This is a genomic window from Brevibacillus antibioticus, assembly GCF_005217615.1.
Lineage (GTDB): Bacteria > Bacillota > Bacilli > Brevibacillales > Brevibacillaceae > Brevibacillus > Brevibacillus antibioticus.
The window spans coordinates 4,148,151-4,163,463 of the sequence record NZ_SZNK01000001.1 but is presented as its reverse complement, the minus strand read 5'-3'; the positions used below and the strand labels follow the sequence as shown (position 1 = coordinate 4,163,463).

15 protein-coding genes are annotated in these 15,313 nt (G+C 49.0%); 12 read left to right on the top strand and 3 right to left on the bottom strand.

Going from position 1 to position 15,313, the window contains the following annotated elements:
• The first annotated feature begins 1 nt into the window (after position 1).
• The 8 genes from E8L90_RS19830 (at position 2) to E8L90_RS19795 (ending at position 8,275) form a co-directional block, all read left to right on the top strand.
• A complete protein-coding gene (locus E8L90_RS19830) occupies positions 2-844 on the top strand; it encodes an ABC transporter permease (RefSeq protein WP_137030947.1) in 843 nt (280 codons plus the stop codon).
• Complete coding sequence (locus E8L90_RS19825) at positions 841-1,641, top strand: ABC transporter permease (protein ID WP_137030946.1); 801 nt, start codon at positions 841-843, stop codon at positions 1,639-1,641. Before E8L90_RS19830 ends, E8L90_RS19825 begins: the two co-directional genes overlap by 4 nt.
• A gap of 12 nt (positions 1,642-1,653) precedes the next feature.
• Positions 1,654-2,790 (top strand): M20 family metallopeptidase, encoded by a 1,137-nt coding sequence (locus tag E8L90_RS19820; RefSeq protein WP_137030945.1) that lies wholly within the window; start codon positions 1,654-1,656, stop codon positions 2,788-2,790.
• 187 nt (positions 2,791-2,977) lie between these two features.
• A complete protein-coding gene (locus E8L90_RS19815; RefSeq protein ID WP_137030944.1) occupies positions 2,978-3,952 on the top strand; it encodes an aldo/keto reductase in 975 nt (324 codons plus the stop codon).
• A gap of 125 nt (positions 3,953-4,077) precedes the next feature.
• On the top strand, positions 4,078-5,589 hold the full coding sequence (locus E8L90_RS19810) for a spore germination protein (protein ID WP_137030943.1): 1,512 nt from the start codon (positions 4,078-4,080) through the stop codon (positions 5,587-5,589).
• A 51-nt stretch (positions 5,590-5,640) separates the two neighbouring features.
• The gene (locus E8L90_RS19805; RefSeq protein WP_137030942.1) at positions 5,641-6,843 is read left to right on the top strand and encodes a Ger(x)C family spore germination protein; all 1,203 of its coding nucleotides are present in this window, start codon (positions 5,641-5,643) and stop codon (positions 6,841-6,843) included.
• 69 nt (positions 6,844-6,912) lie between these two features.
• Positions 6,913-7,146 carry a hypothetical protein gene (locus tag E8L90_RS19800; protein ID WP_016741232.1) on the top strand — a complete coding sequence of 78 codons (234 nt, stop codon included), beginning with the start codon at positions 6,913-6,915 and terminating at the stop codon, positions 7,144-7,146.
• A gap of 37 nt (positions 7,147-7,183) precedes the next feature.
• Positions 7,184-8,275 carry a GerAB/ArcD/ProY family transporter gene (locus tag E8L90_RS19795; protein ID WP_137030941.1) on the top strand — a complete coding sequence of 364 codons (1,092 nt, stop codon included), beginning with the start codon at positions 7,184-7,186 and terminating at the stop codon, positions 8,273-8,275.
• A 46-nt stretch (positions 8,276-8,321) separates the two neighbouring features.
• Here the strand turns inward: E8L90_RS19795 and E8L90_RS19790 are convergent, their stop codons facing one another.
• Entirely contained in the window at positions 8,322-9,821 is a 1,500-nt protein-coding gene (locus tag E8L90_RS19790) for an IMP dehydrogenase (protein WP_137030940.1), read from the bottom strand.
• A gap of 117 nt (positions 9,822-9,938) precedes the next feature.
• On the opposite strand from E8L90_RS19790, the gene E8L90_RS19785 reads away from it, so the two are divergent.
• Positions 9,939-10,733, top strand: a complete 795-nt coding sequence (locus E8L90_RS19785) for a GNAT family N-acetyltransferase (RefSeq protein ID WP_244297528.1) — start codon at positions 9,939-9,941, stop codon at positions 10,731-10,733.
• Between the two features lie 59 nt (positions 10,734-10,792).
• On the opposite strand, the gene E8L90_RS19780 is transcribed toward E8L90_RS19785, so the two are convergent.
• Both E8L90_RS19780 and E8L90_RS19775 read right to left on the bottom strand, forming a co-directional pair.
• Complete coding sequence (locus tag E8L90_RS19780) at positions 10,793-12,202, bottom strand: sensor histidine kinase (RefSeq protein WP_137030939.1); 1,410 nt, start codon at positions 12,200-12,202, stop codon at positions 10,793-10,795.
• Entirely contained in the window at positions 12,199-12,900 is a 702-nt protein-coding gene (locus E8L90_RS19775; protein WP_137030938.1) for a response regulator transcription factor, read from the bottom strand. Before E8L90_RS19775 ends, E8L90_RS19780 begins: the two co-directional genes overlap by 4 nt.
• A gap of 178 nt (positions 12,901-13,078) precedes the next feature.
• On the opposite strand from E8L90_RS19775, the gene E8L90_RS19770 reads away from it, so the two are divergent.
• The 3 genes from E8L90_RS19770 (at position 13,079) to pcrB (ending at position 15,257) form a co-directional block, all read left to right on the top strand.
• Positions 13,079-14,134 (top strand): DUF3048 domain-containing protein, encoded by a 1,056-nt coding sequence (locus E8L90_RS19770; RefSeq protein WP_137030937.1) that lies wholly within the window; start codon positions 13,079-13,081, stop codon positions 14,132-14,134.
• A gap of 119 nt (positions 14,135-14,253) precedes the next feature.
• Complete coding sequence (locus tag E8L90_RS19765; RefSeq protein ID WP_007717484.1) at positions 14,254-14,544, top strand: YerC/YecD family TrpR-related protein; 291 nt, start codon at positions 14,254-14,256, stop codon at positions 14,542-14,544.
• A gap of 17 nt (positions 14,545-14,561) precedes the next feature.
• Entirely contained in the window at positions 14,562-15,257 is a 696-nt protein-coding gene (pcrB, locus tag E8L90_RS19760) for a heptaprenylglyceryl phosphate synthase (RefSeq protein WP_137030936.1), read from the top strand.
• Positions 15,258-15,313 lie beyond the last annotated feature (56 nt).

Below are 15,313 nucleotides of genomic sequence, written 5' to 3'. Positions count from 1 at the left end.
GATGAGCAAGCGTCTCTCGGTTACATTGTTGACAGCACCTGCGATGATTTTGTTGCTTGGGGTATTCATCCTTCCGATGCTGATGATGCTTCTGCTCAGTTTTCAGGATGAGAATCAGGCGTTTTCTTTACACAATTATTCATTATTTATACAAGATCCGTACTACTTGGAGATTCTTTGGCGGACGATTCGCGTGAGTCTCTGGACGGTACTGGTGAGCCTCTTGCTCGGATTTCCTGTAGCGATGTACATGGCGCAGGCTACAGGGAAAATGCGTGGAATCGTTACCATGCTGATTCTGGCGCCTCACCTCATCAGTGTTGTTATTCGCAACTTTGGTTGGGTAGTGGTTTTGGGGGAAAAAGGGTGGATCAATGAAACGTTGATCAGTCTGGGTCTGATCGATCAACCGTTGCGGCTTTTGTACAACGAGCTGGGTATTGTGATTGGTCTGACGGATTCCTTTATTGCCTACATGGTTCTGGCGATTGCAACCAGCCTGTACGCAATCGATCCGTCCCTGAATAAGGCGGCATCGATTTTGGGGGCTTCCCGCGTACGTACGTTTTTTAGTGTGACATTACCCTTGTGCTTGCCGGGGATTATTGCTGGTACGACACTGGTTTTCAGCTTGTCGATGAGTGCCTTTGTAACACCTGCCTTGATGGGCGGCACTTCCGTGAAGGTCTTGCCTGTCATTGCCTATGAGCAAATCATGGCGACACTGAACTGGCCTTTTGGTGCGGCACTTGCCTTCCTGCTCTTGGGCAGCACGATTCTATTGGTGACTTTGTATACGAAGCTGATTGAAACCAAGCGGTATAAAGAGGTGTTTGCGTCATGAAAAAAATAAACGTACTCGGACTCATCACGTTCTTTGTGCTTGTTTTGGTCAATCTGCCGTTTCTGGTCATCATCCCGAGCTCCTTTACGGCAGCCGGATACCTCGCTTTTCCGCCCGAAGGATTTTCGTGGCAGTGGTATGAGATGATTTTGGATCGGCCGGAGTTCATCGATTCGCTGTGGTTCAGTCTGAAGCTAGCTACGGTAACGGCAATTTTGGCGACTTTCTTAGGGACATTGGCTGCATTCGCACTGTCCAAATACAAGTTTCGTGGGAGCGGCATCATCAACGCACTGATGCTTTCACCGCTTACCGTTCCTTCGCTCATTATCGGGATTTCCGCGCTGCTGTTTTTCACGCGAATTGGTATCGCGGGGACGTTTACGGGGCTTTTGCTGGCGCACATGCTGATCTCGATTCCGTATGTCGTAAGGCTGGTGCTCACAGGGCTTAGCACGTTCGATTATACGCTGGAAAAAGCGGGATACATGCTGGGCGCCCATCCGTTTCGGGTGTTCTGGGATATTACGTTGCCACTTTTGCGTCCAGCCATCGTGTCGGGGATGATCTTTTCGTTCTTGACGTCGTTTGACAATGTGACGGTTTCCTTATTCTTGGTGGCACCGGATACGACGACGCTGCCACTCGCGATTTTCACCTATATGCAGGAAACGCTTGACCCGTTGGTGGCTTCAATTTCCTCGGTGGTCATCCTGCTGAGTCTGGTGTTCATCGTCTTGTTGGAAAAAGTGTACGGACTAGAGCGCCTGTTCGGACTCAATTCACAATCTCACTAAGGAAGAGGCACTATGTCAATCCACACTTATGTACAAGAGAATATGTCCCACTATCTACAGCTACTCGAAGAGGCAGTCAACATGGACTCGCCCTCTCGTGACAAACAGCTGGGTGACCGCATGGCTGGCTGGTTCGCCCTGCAGTTTCAACGGCTGACAGGGGGAGTAGCTGAGCTGATCTCGAATAAGACGTATGGGGATCAGGTGCGTTGTACGCTGGGCAACGGGGAAAAGCAAATCCTCATCATCGGCCATTACGATACCGTATGGCTAGAAGGAGAGGCGGCTCGCCGACCGTTTGCGATTCGGGATGAGAAAGCGTACGGGCCGGGCGTATACGATATGAAAGCGGGCGTTTTGCAAGCAATGTTTGCAATGCGGGCATTGGTAAAACTAGATCGCCTGCCAGTAGATAAAAAGATTGTACTCTTGCTAAGCAGTGACGAGGAGATCGGCAGCCCGACTTCTCGCCGACTGGTAGAAGAAGAAGCCGCGCGGTCGGTGGCGAGCTTTGTGTTGGAGCCGCCAACCGAACCGAGCGGTGCACTCAAAACCTGGCGGAAGGGAAGCGCCCATTTTACCTTGGCCGTCAGCGGTATTTCCTCACACGCAGGCGTCGATCATCAAAAAGGTGTCTCTGCTATTGAAGAGCTGGCGAGACAGGTGCAATTTCTGCATGCCTTGACCGATTACGAGAAAGGAACGACCGTCAATGTGGGCGTCATCAAGGGCGGAATTGGCTCCAATGTCGTAGCGGATTCGGCAGAAGCTGAAATTGACGTGAGATTTATCTCGATGGAAGAGGCCCTACGCATTGAGAAGGTAATGAGCGAACTCACGCCAGTCCTCGCCGGTACAAACATCAGCGTAAAGGGAGGCATTCGCCGACCGCCGATGGAGCGAACTGAGGAGACAGGCAAATTATTTTCCCTTGCACAATCGATTAGCATCAATGAACTAGGGATGGCTTTGGAAGAGTCGGGTACAGGCGGAGTCAGCGATGGCAACTTTGCTGCTGCTTGTGGAGTCCCGACACTGGATGGACTTGGTGTAAAGGGTGGCTACGCTCACTCGCCGGATGAATGGATCGAACTGGGAGAAATATCGACGCGCGCTACCTTGTTGGCGCGGTTGCTAGAGGAAGTATAGAGAGAAGTAAGACAAAAAGAGAAGAAGCACCTGCCTGATGCGTAAGATGGTTGCATCAGGGCAGGTGTTTTTTTGTATGGAGAAATATCATGTGCTAGAAAAGGGCTTTTTTAAGCACATGGAAAACCCCACCTAAATAGGAGATAATAGATGAGCACTCTTATTATGAAAAGAGGTCGATCACAATATGAAATACTACCGACTCGGTGGCAGTGGATTGAAGGTATCGGCATTGGGATTAGGTACGAACTCATTCGGAGGGCGTGCGGATGAGCAAACGTCTGTAAACATCATTCATACCGCAGTCGAAAACGGGATTACCTTTATTGATACGGCAAATATTTACACGCAAACAGAATCGGAGCGAATCATTGGGCTGGCTCTTGAAGGGAAGCGGCACGAGGTCGTTTTGGCGACGAAGGCTGGTTTGGTAAAAGGCGAAGGACCAAATCAGAGAGGCTCATCGCGATACCACTTGATGCTGGAGCTGGAGAACAGCTTGAAGCGTTTGCGCACCGACTATGTTGACTTATATCAAATTCATACGTTTGATCCAGAGACGCCTTTGGAGGAAACACTCCGCGCACTAGATGACATGGTTCGATCCGGGAAAGTGCGTTACATCGGGGCTTCCAACTATGCGGCCTGGGAATTGATGAAGGCAATTGGCATCAGTCAGCGGGAAGGGCTGAATCGATACATATCGACGCAGGTGAGCTACTCATTGGCAGATCGGACACCGGAGCGTGAACTCGTACCGCTTTGTCTTGATCAGGGGGTGGGAATCATTCCGTACTTCCCGCTTGCTGGCGGAATTTTGACAGGCAAATATACCTCCGCAGAACAGGCTCCGGCTGGTTCGCGGGCGGACAAGGAGCCGCGTTTCGTCCGGTTGTTAAGTGAAGACAAGCTGGAGTTTGGACGTAAAATCAGTCGGATAGCGGCGGAGCTAGGTGTATCCTCCAGTGTGCTGTCTCTGGCTTGGCTCATGCACAAGCCGGCTGTCTCTTCGGTGATCGTGGGTGCGACCAGTGTAGGGCAGCTCACGGATAATTTGCAAAGTGCAGCGTTGGCGCTGGATGAAGCGACCTTGGCAGAGTTGGACCGATTGAGTGATACGTATCGAAATGGGGAACCATTTGCCGTATATCGTTTGCCGTAACAATGGTGACTAACATGTTTTGTCCCAAAGCCTCCTTGAATAGGGGGCTTTTTTGCGTTCAGCATAGACCCTGCAGCCATGAGGGATAGTAAACATATCCCGAACTGGAAAAAGAGTGATTTGAAATGATGGATACAAAAAAACAATCTGCGCTTTTTCATTGCTCGTTGGACGAAAATCTGGAAAAGGTGAAAAAAGAGCTGGGTAACAGCACGGATCTCGTGACGAGGCAAGTACGTCTGAAAGCAGTCGATCAGATTGTGGTAGGGATTTTGTACACCGAGGGTCTGGTCGATAAAAATATGATTAGCAGCCTCATGGAGTCTCTTATGCTCCATGCAAAAAAAGCGCACATCCCGGCGGAAGCCGAGTGCGAAGAAAGATCATTGATACTAATGAAGGATTTCCTGCTGACGATCGGTGGAGTGGAAGAGGTCTATGACTTTGACCATTTGTATGATGCGATTTTGACGGGGGATACCGTTATTTTGGTAGATGGATATTCCAACGGATTTATCGCAAATACGAAGCAGTGGGAAGATCGTGGTGTTCAGGAGACTTCCGTGCAAACGGTGGTTCGGGGTTCCAGAGAAGCGTTTTCGGAAAACCTCCGAACCAATACGGCTTTGGTGCGTAGGCGGATCAATAATCGCAATCTTTGGTTGGAGACCGTGCAGATCGGGGACATGACCCAGACCAAAGTCGCCATGATGTATATAAAAGGAGTCGTGCAGGACAGCGTAGTGGCAGAAGTGAAGGAGCGGCTGGGAAAGATCGAGATCGACGGAATTTTGGAGAGCGGGAACATTGAAGAAATGATTCAGGACCATACCTTCACGCCGTTTCCGACCATCTACAATACAGAGCGTCCAGACTCGGTGGCAGCCGGGCTGCTGGAAGGGCGCGTCGCCATTCTGGTGGACGGTACACCAATTGTTTTGTTGGTACCAGCCGTCTTTGTCCAATTCTTCCAGTCTCCCGAGGATTATTACATGCGTGCAGATTTTGGGATCCTGCGTATTTTGCGGTTCATTTCTTTCTTTATCGCTTTGCTTGGTCCATCCATTTATGTTGCGATTACCACCTTTCATCAGGAAATGTTGCAAACGAACCTGCTCATGAGCATAGCAGCCCAGCGTGAAGGAGTGCCATTCCCTGCTGCAGTCGAGGCGCTGTTGATGGAGTTTACCTTTGAAATGCTGCGAGAGGCAGGAGTGCGCATGCCGAGGGCGGTTGGATCAGCGATATCCATCGTGGGAGCACTTGTGCTGGGGGAAGCGGCTGTGCAGGCAGGACTGGTTTCACCCGCTACGGTCATCGTCGTTTCCATTACGGCAATTACCAGCTTTGTCTTCCCTTCCTTTTCCATGTCGATTCCGATTCGACTGTTGCGGTTCGGCTTGATAGCACTTGCCGCCAGCTTTGGTTTTATCGGCATATTTGTCGGGATGATCGCCTTGTGCATTCACCTATGTACCTTGCGCTCGTTTGGTGTCCCGTATATGGCTCCGCTGGCCCCTGTGAATCTGTCCGATCAAAAGGATACACTGCTTCGAATTCCCATCTGGATGATGCATACGCGTCCCCATTTTTTGCGCCAGAAAAACAGCGTCAGAGAACGAAAAAGTAAAATATAGCGAAGTATCGTGCCGAGGTGATGAAAAATGATGAACCGAGGTGGAGACGGCATGAAACGAAAAGGGGTGTTCCTCCTGACCCTTGCTCTTCTCGTTTTGTTGACAGGCTGCTGGAACCGTAGAGAATTGAATGATTTGGCGATAGTCATGGGAACAGGTATTGACAAGATTGACGGAGAGTACGTGATATCCGCCCAAATCGTCAATCCGGGAGGGGTAGCGTCAAAAGAGGGAGGGGGAATGATCCAATCATCTGTTGCGACTTACAGCATGCGGGCATCCAGCATTTTTGAGGGAATCCGGAAAATGACAACGGTAACCCCGAGAAGGCTTTACTTTTCCCATATCCAGGTGCTGGTTTTAGGGGAGCAGATAGCAAAAGAAGGGGCAAAGGAAGTGCTGGATTTGTTATTTCGCGATCATGAGGTCCGGCCTGATTTTTATGTCATTCTAGCCAAGGACGCGACAGCACTACAAATTCTCAGCATGATCGATCCACTGGAAAAAATCCCGGCGACGAAGCTCTATAAAAGCTTGGAAACAGCAGAGAGTGCCTGGGGATCGATTGTCTCCATTCAATTGGATGAATTTATTGCGGATTTGCTACGGGACGGGATCGAGCCAGTGTTGGTAGGCGTTAATCCGAAAGGGAAGGTACAGATGGGGACTTCCGGGAGTAATTCCCAAAAGGAAAGCCAGTCATCGCTGTTGAGGTACCACGAAATCGGTGTCTTCAAAGGAGACAAGCTACGTGGGTGGTTTAACGAAGAGGAAAGCATCGGATTCAGCTACATCACAGACAGGGTGGACAGTACAGTAGAAGAAATTCCTTGTGATAAAAACAATAAAATTGTCATTGAGATCATCCGAAACAAAACAACTGTCAATGGCAAGGTGGAAAAAGGCAAACCACAAGTGGAAGTGAGTATTTCCGCAGAAGGCAATGTGGGCGAGGTAGCATGCAGCAACGATTTGTCCGATCCCAAAACCATCTACAAATTGGAAGCTGACGTGGAAAAGCAGATCAAAGGTAAAATCGTAAGCGCCATTCATAAAGCGCAAAAGCAATACCGATCGGATGTTTTTGGATTTGGTCAGTCGATCTACAAAAATGACCCCAAGGGGTGGGAAAAGGTGAAAGAGGATTGGGATTCTCAATTCCCCAATCTGAAAGTGAAAATCAAAACAGACGTGAAGATCAGGCGGACAGGGAAAGTGGGCAATTCGTTTATTCCTTTCATGAAAAAGGAGTAGAGCATAACTTTTTCCATCCATGGAAATGGTAAAGGTAATCCTGCAAAAAAAGTAGGTGCACGGCACAGCATGTGGACCATCATATTGATTTTGCTGATCAGTCTACTCATTGCCCTCTTTGAGGTGCCTTATTTGAGAAGGAACGCGATGAAAAAGGAAATGCTGGTTTTCTTCATTTTGCTTGTAGTTGGGACGGGACTTGGGATAGCCGAATCGCTTAAGGTGAATATTCCCAACCCGTTGGACTGGATTACATTTGTCTATAAACCATTCAGCGACTTCATTTTGGGAACTGTGGAATGAAGCAGTAGCCAGCAGCGAGGCGGGGGAGCGAGAGGAATTGATAGACAACGGTCATATTAGCGCAAGGCAATTCATGATACTCGTGGCGCTCTTCGGGATTGGTGATGCGATTTTGTACGTACCATCCCTTACGGCTACCGCTGCCAAACAGGACGCCTGGATCTCCGCCTTCATGGGGTGGGGGGAAGGCTTTCTTTTAACCTACATGTATGTTTCGCTGAGTATGCGGTATCCGAACAAGTCTATCTTTCAGTACAGCGAGGAAATATTGGGAAAGTGGATGGGGAAAGCAGTAGCTGTTTTGTTCATCACCTACTTCTTCATCGACGCTTCGCTCATGCTGATGGAGATTGGAGATTTTGTCACGACGCAGATTATGCAGGAGACCCCCATTGAAATTATTCTTGTCCTTTTTTTGGTGATCATCGTTATGGGGGTCCGCAGTGGACCAGAAGCCTTTTCTCGGGTGGGTGAGCTGTTGTTTCCGTATTTTCTGTTGCTTTTTTTTGTCTTGATTGCATTTATCTCCCCCCAGATCAAAATAGAAAATGTGAAGCCTGTGGTTGCGCATGGAATCGCTCCTGTTATTGGAGGGAACTTCCGATACGTGGGTTATTTGCTGGAAACGGTCATTCTGATCGTGATGTTTCCCTTGGTAAAACGGCCAGCGAGTGCTGCCAAAGCTTATATCTGGGGTATTCTTTTCGCGAATTTTTGCCTGACAATGATTACTACCGTGGCAATCTTGGTTTTAGGCGCCGATATTACTGTGCTACTCGCCTACCCAAGCTACACACTTGCGCAAAAAATCAGTATCGGCAATTTTTTGGAGCGAATAGAAGTGATGATGGCCGTCATCTGGTTTATCACGCTCTTTGTCAAAATAACTATTTGCTATTATGCGACGAGCTGTGGAATCGCGTATACAATGGGATTGCGAGATTACCGCCAATTGACATTGCCACTGGGGATGATCATGATTGTGGTGGCATTGGCGACGATGCCTAACCGCCCGTATTTTGATACTTTCGTTTCAGAAATTTGGATGCCTTATTCCTTGACGTACGGTTTGTTCTTGCCCGTTCTCTTGCTGAGTGTGGGTGCCCTAAGAAAAAAACCAGTCTGCTAGCACTGTGAGCTGCAGACTGGTTTTTTGTGATTACGCGTCGATTGTCTTACTCAGCAGCCATGCTGCTTTCTTTCAAGATAACGTCATGTGCGCCGCCTTCTACCAAGCTAGTAGCAGAGATGACGGTGATTCGCGCTTTTTGCTGAAGCTCTGAGATGGATAGCGATCCGCAATTGCACATGGTTGATTTGATTTTGCTCAGCGTACGGTCTATGTTCTCACGCAGGCTTCCCGCGTATGGTACATAGGAGTCTACGCCTTCTTCAAAGACGAGACTGTTTTTGCCGCCAGTGTCATAGCGTTGCCAGTTGCGAGCGCGGTTGGAGCCTTCTCCCCAGTATTCTTTCACGAAGTTGTTACCGATCTTCACTTTTTTAGTCGGGCTTTCGTCGAAGCGAGCGAAGTAACGTCCCAGCATGACAAAGTCTGCACCCATAGCCAAAGCCATTGTCACGTGGTAGTCATGTACGATTCCGCCGTCGGAGCAGAGCGGAACGTAAATGCCTGTTTCTTTGAAGTACTCGTCGCGAGCTGCTGCCACTTCAATGAGGGAAGAGGCTTGACCGCGTCCGATTCCTTTTTGTTCGCGGGTAATGCAGATGGAGCCGCCGCCAATCCCTACTTTTATGAAATCTGCGCCCGATTCCACGAGGTAACGGAAGCCTTCCTTATCGACGACGTTACCTGCACCGATTGGAACATTAAAGTTTTCTTTTACATATTGAACCGTCTCGCGTTGCCATTCGCTGAAGCCATCGGAGGAGTCGATGACTAGAATATCAACGCCTGCTTCTACCAACGCAGGGACGCGCTCCTTGTAGTCCTTTGTATTGATACCAGCACCTACAATATAGCTCTTGTTCGCGTCCAAGAGGGACAGCGGATTGTTTTTGCGGGAATCGTAGTCCTTGCGGAAAACGAGGAAGTCGAGATTTTGATTTTCATCTACGATTGGCAAGCAGTTAAGCTTGTGCTCCCAGATCAGATCGTTGGCTTCGGAGAGCGTGATGCCGGATTTGCCATAGATCAGCTTCGAGAATGGTGTCATGATGTCGCCGACGAGTTTGTCCAAAGAGTCGCGGCTGATGCGATAATCGCGACCCGTTACGATTCCGAGCAGCTTGCCTTTTGCCGTACCATCTTCCGTAATGGCAACGGTGGAGTGGCCTGTCGCCTCTTTCAATTCCAAAATGTCTTTCAGTGTATGGCTTGGTGTCAGGTTGGAGCGGCTCACGACGAAACCAGCCTTGTAGCCTTTTGCTTTGCGAACCATGGTTGCCTGACTCTCGATGGACTGGGAGCCAAAAATAAACGAAATACCGCCACATCTAGCCAATGCGACCGCCATATGATGGTCGGAAACTGCTTGCATGACTGCGGATGAGAACGGTATGTTTAGGGAGATGGCAGGCTTTTCACCTTTTTTATACTTGGTAATCGGAGTGGATAAGTCTACATGGTTTGGTGTGCATTCTTTTGTGGTGAGATTTGGCAACAACAAAAACTCATTAAACGTCCGAGATGGTTCTGTGTAATAAAAAGCCACGATTCTCTCCTCCTAGGTGAAGTTGGTCTCCATTTTTTGAACTGCCTCTTTAATAGAGAAATTTTTACCATGTTAACCGCGAAGTACGACAACGTCAATAGGCAATCGTTAGAAGGAGTGATTTCTTTGCTAAAATTGCGAACAGGTCATGAACAACGCCAGCTTTTGGAACAAATTTCGTTAGAAGATTCGTATATTTTATACGGGAATATGTACTTGCGAACGGATAGGAGCGTCGTCATAACGGACAGCGTCCAAGGAGAAGTAACTGCCATCGGGTCTTACTTAAAAGGGATGCCGTTTCACGCATTTTCTCTCCATGTGGTAGAGGGGGAGGAAAATTACGAGGTGGGACCAATGCTCTCCTATATGAAAGAAGTGCTGGACGGCAGTCTGCCAGATGGACAAAAGGGTGTGATTGCACTCGCAGAGCCTTGTCTGACGCGCGTGCAGATTCCGAATAGACTCGCCACACGTACCATGCAGCTGATGAAACTAAAATACCCCGAGCGTCTTTTATCTGTGGGAGATTCACGAATATTGGAGTTATCCGAAGCACAGATCGTGGAGAATATGGCAGCAGAGCTCGGCATGATTAGTTTTCGAGCAGAGGAAGTAGCAGAAATGCCACACATCGCGCTCTTTTCGGAAGGAGGAGAGCCAATGGCCGTAGCTGGCTTTCATGTCTATGACGAAGCCTTTGTAGAAATCGGGAACATTGGAACATCTGTTCATCATCGGCAAAAAGGGTTGGGTACGCAAATCAGTTCAGATATTTCTCGGATTGGCTTGGAGAAGTCTGATCATGTCTATTTGGTTGTCTTTGCAGATAATCCCACGGCGATACACGTGTATGAGAAGCTCGGTTTTGTCACGGTATCTTCCTACGCTTTTATCGAATTTCTCCTTTAGAATAGAAAAAGAGAGGACAAGTGTCCCCTCCCAGTGCGTGTTCTTTTGAACAACTCTTATCAGTTCAATCGGCCTTTAAACTCAATGGGTACGATCATCGTGAAGCACGGTCCATCTGGATCGTTGCGGGCATCGATCGTCCCTTTATGTGCTTCCAAGACGGCACGGGCAATTGCGAGTCCAAGCCCATGCTTGCCCGACTTTCCTTTGCGGAAACGCTGGAACAAATTCGGCAGCAGCGCCTCCTCAATGGGTGGCCCATCATTGGAAATCGCAACCACGACGCTTTTCCCGGCATGTCTTCCTGTGATGGTAAGTCGGCTTTTGGCGTAACGTAGTTGATTTTCCATGATATTGACGAACGCGGTGCTCAATTGCTCGCCGTCTCCTTCCACGATCAAGTCGGCTGCCAGATTTAACTCCCACTCGATTTGCGGATTGAGCACGGAAAGACGCTGTTTCAACAGGTGCATCATCTCTGACAGGTCGACGCGGTCAACTTGCATCATTTGGGAGACAGACTCGATCTTCGTGATATACAAGAGCTGTCCGACGACCTTTTCGAGTCGCTTGCTCTCTTCCATGATGATGGAAAGCCCTTTTTCAGCCTGAGGGCCCTGGAAGACGCCTTCTATGAGTCCTTGCGTGTATCCTTGGATCGCCATGATCGGCGTTTTGAGCTCATGGGAAATATTTTGGACAAAATGCTGCTGTGACTCGTCGTATTCCTTCAGTTGGTTTTTCATCATATCGAATGAGCGGGCAAGCTGTCCGATTTCATCTCCGCGATCCATCGCAAGCGGAATATCGAACTGACGACGAGCAATTTTTTTACACAGCTCTTCGAGTGTGCGCAGCGGTCTGCTCAAATACCCGCTAAACCACACGGCCAAAAGCCAGCTTACGAGCAGCAGCAGACCAAAAATGAGCAAAAACTGCCGTGTCAAAATCGAGTTGATCTGGTTGAGCTCCTGCTCTTTGGAGAAGAGAACCATGTAGTACGGGAAGCCGTGGTAATCCATTTTTTTGCTGACGAACAAATAGTTCTCAGCTCCACGGTCCAGCGAACCATGCTGGAGCTTGTTGCTAGGATACGAGGCAGCTTGTCGGAACAACTCCTCGGCATCCTCGTAAGGAATGCGACCATTGCTTCGGCTGCCCAGTTCTCGTCCGTTCTCAGCATAGACGATCATATCAAATGAGTACTCATAGCGTTGGAGCAAGAGCTGTAAAAAGTAAGGGGCCGCAGCCGGAACAGGCAGCAGCTCATTATGCTCATTGAAGGAGATATGCTGAGATAATGTGTAAAACTCTTCTTCCAAGAGCGAGTAAGTGTTGGAAACTAGATACTGTTTGACAGCCAGTGGATACCCGATGCCAAGGCCAACCCCGAGGACGCTTGTCAGGATCATGAACAAAATGAGGATTTGCCTGGATATCGGCAGGTTTTTCAATCGGAATTTGCTCATATACGCGTCATTCGGTAGCCGAAGCCATAGACCGTCTCCAATGGAAACTTGGGCATTTTCTTTCGGATGCGCTTCACCAAGTCATCGACAGCCCTGTCTGAGCCGATGTAGTCTTCCCCCCAGATGGAGGTCAGAATCTGCTCACGATTCAAGGCCAGACCTTGATTGTGCAAAAGGTAGACGATGAGCTCGAATTCTTTGGTGGTTAAATCAATGAGTTCGTCGCCTTCTTTTACTTGTCTGCCTTTTTCTGAGATCATATAAGGATCGACGGTTACCCAATCTTGAAAAGTTTGGGTAGAGGAAGCAGCGGCTCCAGGCTTCTCATAGGTACGCTGGAGGAGCTTTTTCGCACGAATGACTAGTTCGCGAGGGAGAAATGGCTTCGCCAAGTAGTCGTCGCTGCCTAGTTCCAGTCCGATGATTTTATCGACATCCTGATCGCGAGCGGAGATGAAGATGATGGGGACATTCGACTTTTCGCGGACAAGACGCAAGAGCTCATAGCCGTCGATGTCGGGCATCATAATGTCCAATATCCACAAATGTGGCTGTGTTTCTTCATCAAGTAACGGCAAGACATCCTTGCCACTAGAAAACGCTTTCACCTGCAATCCGGCACTTTGCAAATACGATTGCAAGAGCTCCAACAGGTTCGTTTCATCGTCCACCAGATAGACGAGGTAGGGGGTATTCATAGATTTCGGCCTCGCTTTGCATCTGTTTTATATCCGTATTGTAGCATAGCCAAAAACGAGATGTGTGGCACGGACGTATGAGAATCATGGAAAACGTGTGGAAGCAGGATTCCTCTGTATCCTTCTGGAAAAAGAAATAGGGAAAAAAGACAACGAGAGATGGAAAGGAGCGATTCATATGAAACGAACAGTCAAATCGTCTCTCATGGTACTAGCCTTCATGCTCTTAACAACGGCCTGCGCTCAAAAGCCGGTGGACACCCAACCTAGTCCGCAGATACCTGATCCGCTTGTGCAAACGCCACCGGAAACGAATCAGCCCATCGAATATGCGTATAAGGCACCGATGACAGGACTTGGCAGTCACGAAAACCTAGGGAGCAAACGACCGATCATGGTGATGATCAACAACGCTCCGCCCGCCCGTCCACAAACAGGCATCAACAAAGCGGACATGATTTATGAGGTATTATCAGAAGGGGAAATGACCCGTTTTCTTGCGATATTCCAAAGCCAAAAACCGGAAGTAATCGGACCTGTTCGCAGTATCCGTCCTTATTTTATCCAGATCGGGAACGGCTTTGATGCGGTCCTCGTTCACGCGGGAGGCAGTCCGGATGCGCTGGAAACCTTGGCGCGAAAAGACCTCAGTCATCTGGATGAAATCCCGAACGGTCAATACTTTTGGCGAGAAAAATTCCGCAAAGCGCCGCATAACCTGTACACCAAGCCAGAGCTCCTGGAAAAAGCGATGCAGGATAAAGGGATGCGTCAAACGGCAGAGGTGCCTCATTTCACGTTCCTGCCGGAGAATGCCGAGATCAAGGAAGGCGAACCTGCTACACAGGTAGATCTGACTTTCCACTCATTGAACAAAGCTGCTTTTACCTATGATGCCGAGCAAAAAAAATACATGCGCTTTACGGCAGGCAAGCCGCATTTGGACTTGAGCGACAAGAAACAGCTGTCCACGACCAATCTGCTGGTCATCTCCGCCAAGCACCGCGTGCTGGATAATGAAGGGCGTCTATCGGTTGATGTAATCGGCCCGGGGGACGGTTATTTGTTCCAGCAAGGAAAAGCGCGCAAGATCAAATGGAAGCGAAGCAACGGAGTCATCCGTGCCTATGAGGACGCGGCTTTGACGCAAGAAGTACCGCTTTTGCCCGGGAATACCTGGGTATCCATATTGTCGAATTCACCGGGTCTGTCGAAGTCGCTCAAGTTCCAGTAAGGATTAGGGGTTGCGGATGAAGGCGGTTTCTTCTAAGATAATTGTTGAAGCTTTAGTGCTTAAAAATTGTACAGTGAGAAACCGTTCGAAAGACGGACTACATAACAGAGGTGACAGACATGCAATTGGAAAAATTAAAAGGAAAAGGGCTCGAGCAGTTGTTTGAAGCTGTGCTTTCCCTGGAAACAATGGAAGAGTGCTATCAATTTTTTGATGATCTGTGCACAGTGAACGAAATGCAGTCGCTCGCACAGCGTCTGGAAGTGGCGAGAATGCTCCGCAAAGGCTTTACTTACAATCAGATTGAAGCAGAGACCGGCGCAAGTACGGCGACGATTTCCCGCGTCAAACGCTGCCTGAACTACGGCAATGACGGATACCAGATGGCGCTTGAGCGTATCGGAAAATAGCTAGGGGGCAGGCAACGTTGATTGACTATCGTGGCTGGCGCCATACCTTTAAACTAGACCCGGATAAAACAATCGATGATGAGGCCTTAGAGGCGATTTGCGAGTCCGGAACAGATGCGATCATTGTAGGCGGCACGTACGGTGTGACCTATGACAATACACTCGAATTGATGTCGCGATTGCGTCGTTACGCAGTACCTGCTGTCCTGGAGATTTCCTCGCTGGATGCGGTTGTACCGGGATTTGATTCGTACTTGATCCCGCTTGTACTGAACGCTGGCGATCCGGACTGGATTTTTGCTCCGCATGTATCGGGGCTTCAGGCGTTTGGCGCTTATATTCATTGGGATGAGATCATTGCAGAAGGATATATCATCGCCAACCCTGAAGCGGGTGTAGCGCAGTTGACTCAGGCTCGACCTATTGCAGATGCTGCACAGGCAAAAGCATACGCGCAGGTAGCGACGAACATTTGCCGTTTGCCGATTGTCTACATGGAGTACAGCGGTACATACGGCGATCCTGTAATCGTAAAGGCTGCCAAAGCGGGGGCAGGCGAAGCCCATCTCTTTTACGGGGGCGGCATTCGTACCCCAGAGCAAGCCGCAGAAATGGCAGAGATTGCGGACACGGTTGTCGTAGGAAATGTCATTTATGATGATCTCGCTGCTGCGCTCGCTACTGTGAAGGCTGTAAAAGGAACCCAATACTAAAAAAAGACCACCACTCCCATGAGCTGTTACAGTCTCGTTGGGAGTGGTGGTTTTAT

What these genes read in the sequence shown, in the direction of transcription:
- E8L90_RS19780 (WP_137030939.1), bottom strand. Translation starts at nt 12,202, where the DNA reads ATGAGCAAATTCCGATTGAAAAACCTGCCGATATCCAGGCAAATCCTC.
- E8L90_RS19810 (WP_137030943.1), top strand. Translation starts at nt 4,078, where the DNA reads ATGATGGATACAAAAAAACAATCTGCGCTTTTTCATTGCTCGTTGGAC.
- E8L90_RS19830 (WP_137030947.1), top strand. Translation starts at nt 2, where the DNA reads ATGAGCAAGCGTCTCTCGGTTACATTGTTGACAGCACCTGCGATGATT.
- E8L90_RS19815 (WP_137030944.1), top strand. Translation starts at nt 2,978, where the DNA reads ATGAAATACTACCGACTCGGTGGCAGTGGATTGAAGGTATCGGCATTG.
- E8L90_RS19775 (WP_137030938.1), bottom strand. Translation starts at nt 12,900, where the DNA reads ATGAATACCCCCTACCTCGTCTATCTGGTGGACGATGAAACGAACCTG.
- E8L90_RS19770 (WP_137030937.1), top strand. Translation starts at nt 13,079, where the DNA reads ATGAAACGAACAGTCAAATCGTCTCTCATGGTACTAGCCTTCATGCTC.
- E8L90_RS19820 (WP_137030945.1), top strand. Translation starts at nt 1,654, where the DNA reads ATGTCAATCCACACTTATGTACAAGAGAATATGTCCCACTATCTACAG.
- E8L90_RS19800 (WP_016741232.1), top strand. Translation starts at nt 6,913, where the DNA reads ATGTGGACCATCATATTGATTTTGCTGATCAGTCTACTCATTGCCCTC.
- E8L90_RS19765 (WP_007717484.1), top strand. Translation starts at nt 14,254, where the DNA reads ATGCAATTGGAAAAATTAAAAGGAAAAGGGCTCGAGCAGTTGTTTGAA.
- E8L90_RS19825 (WP_137030946.1), top strand. Translation starts at nt 841, where the DNA reads ATGAAAAAAATAAACGTACTCGGACTCATCACGTTCTTTGTGCTTGTT.
- E8L90_RS19805 (WP_137030942.1), top strand. Translation starts at nt 5,641, where the DNA reads ATGAAACGAAAAGGGGTGTTCCTCCTGACCCTTGCTCTTCTCGTTTTG.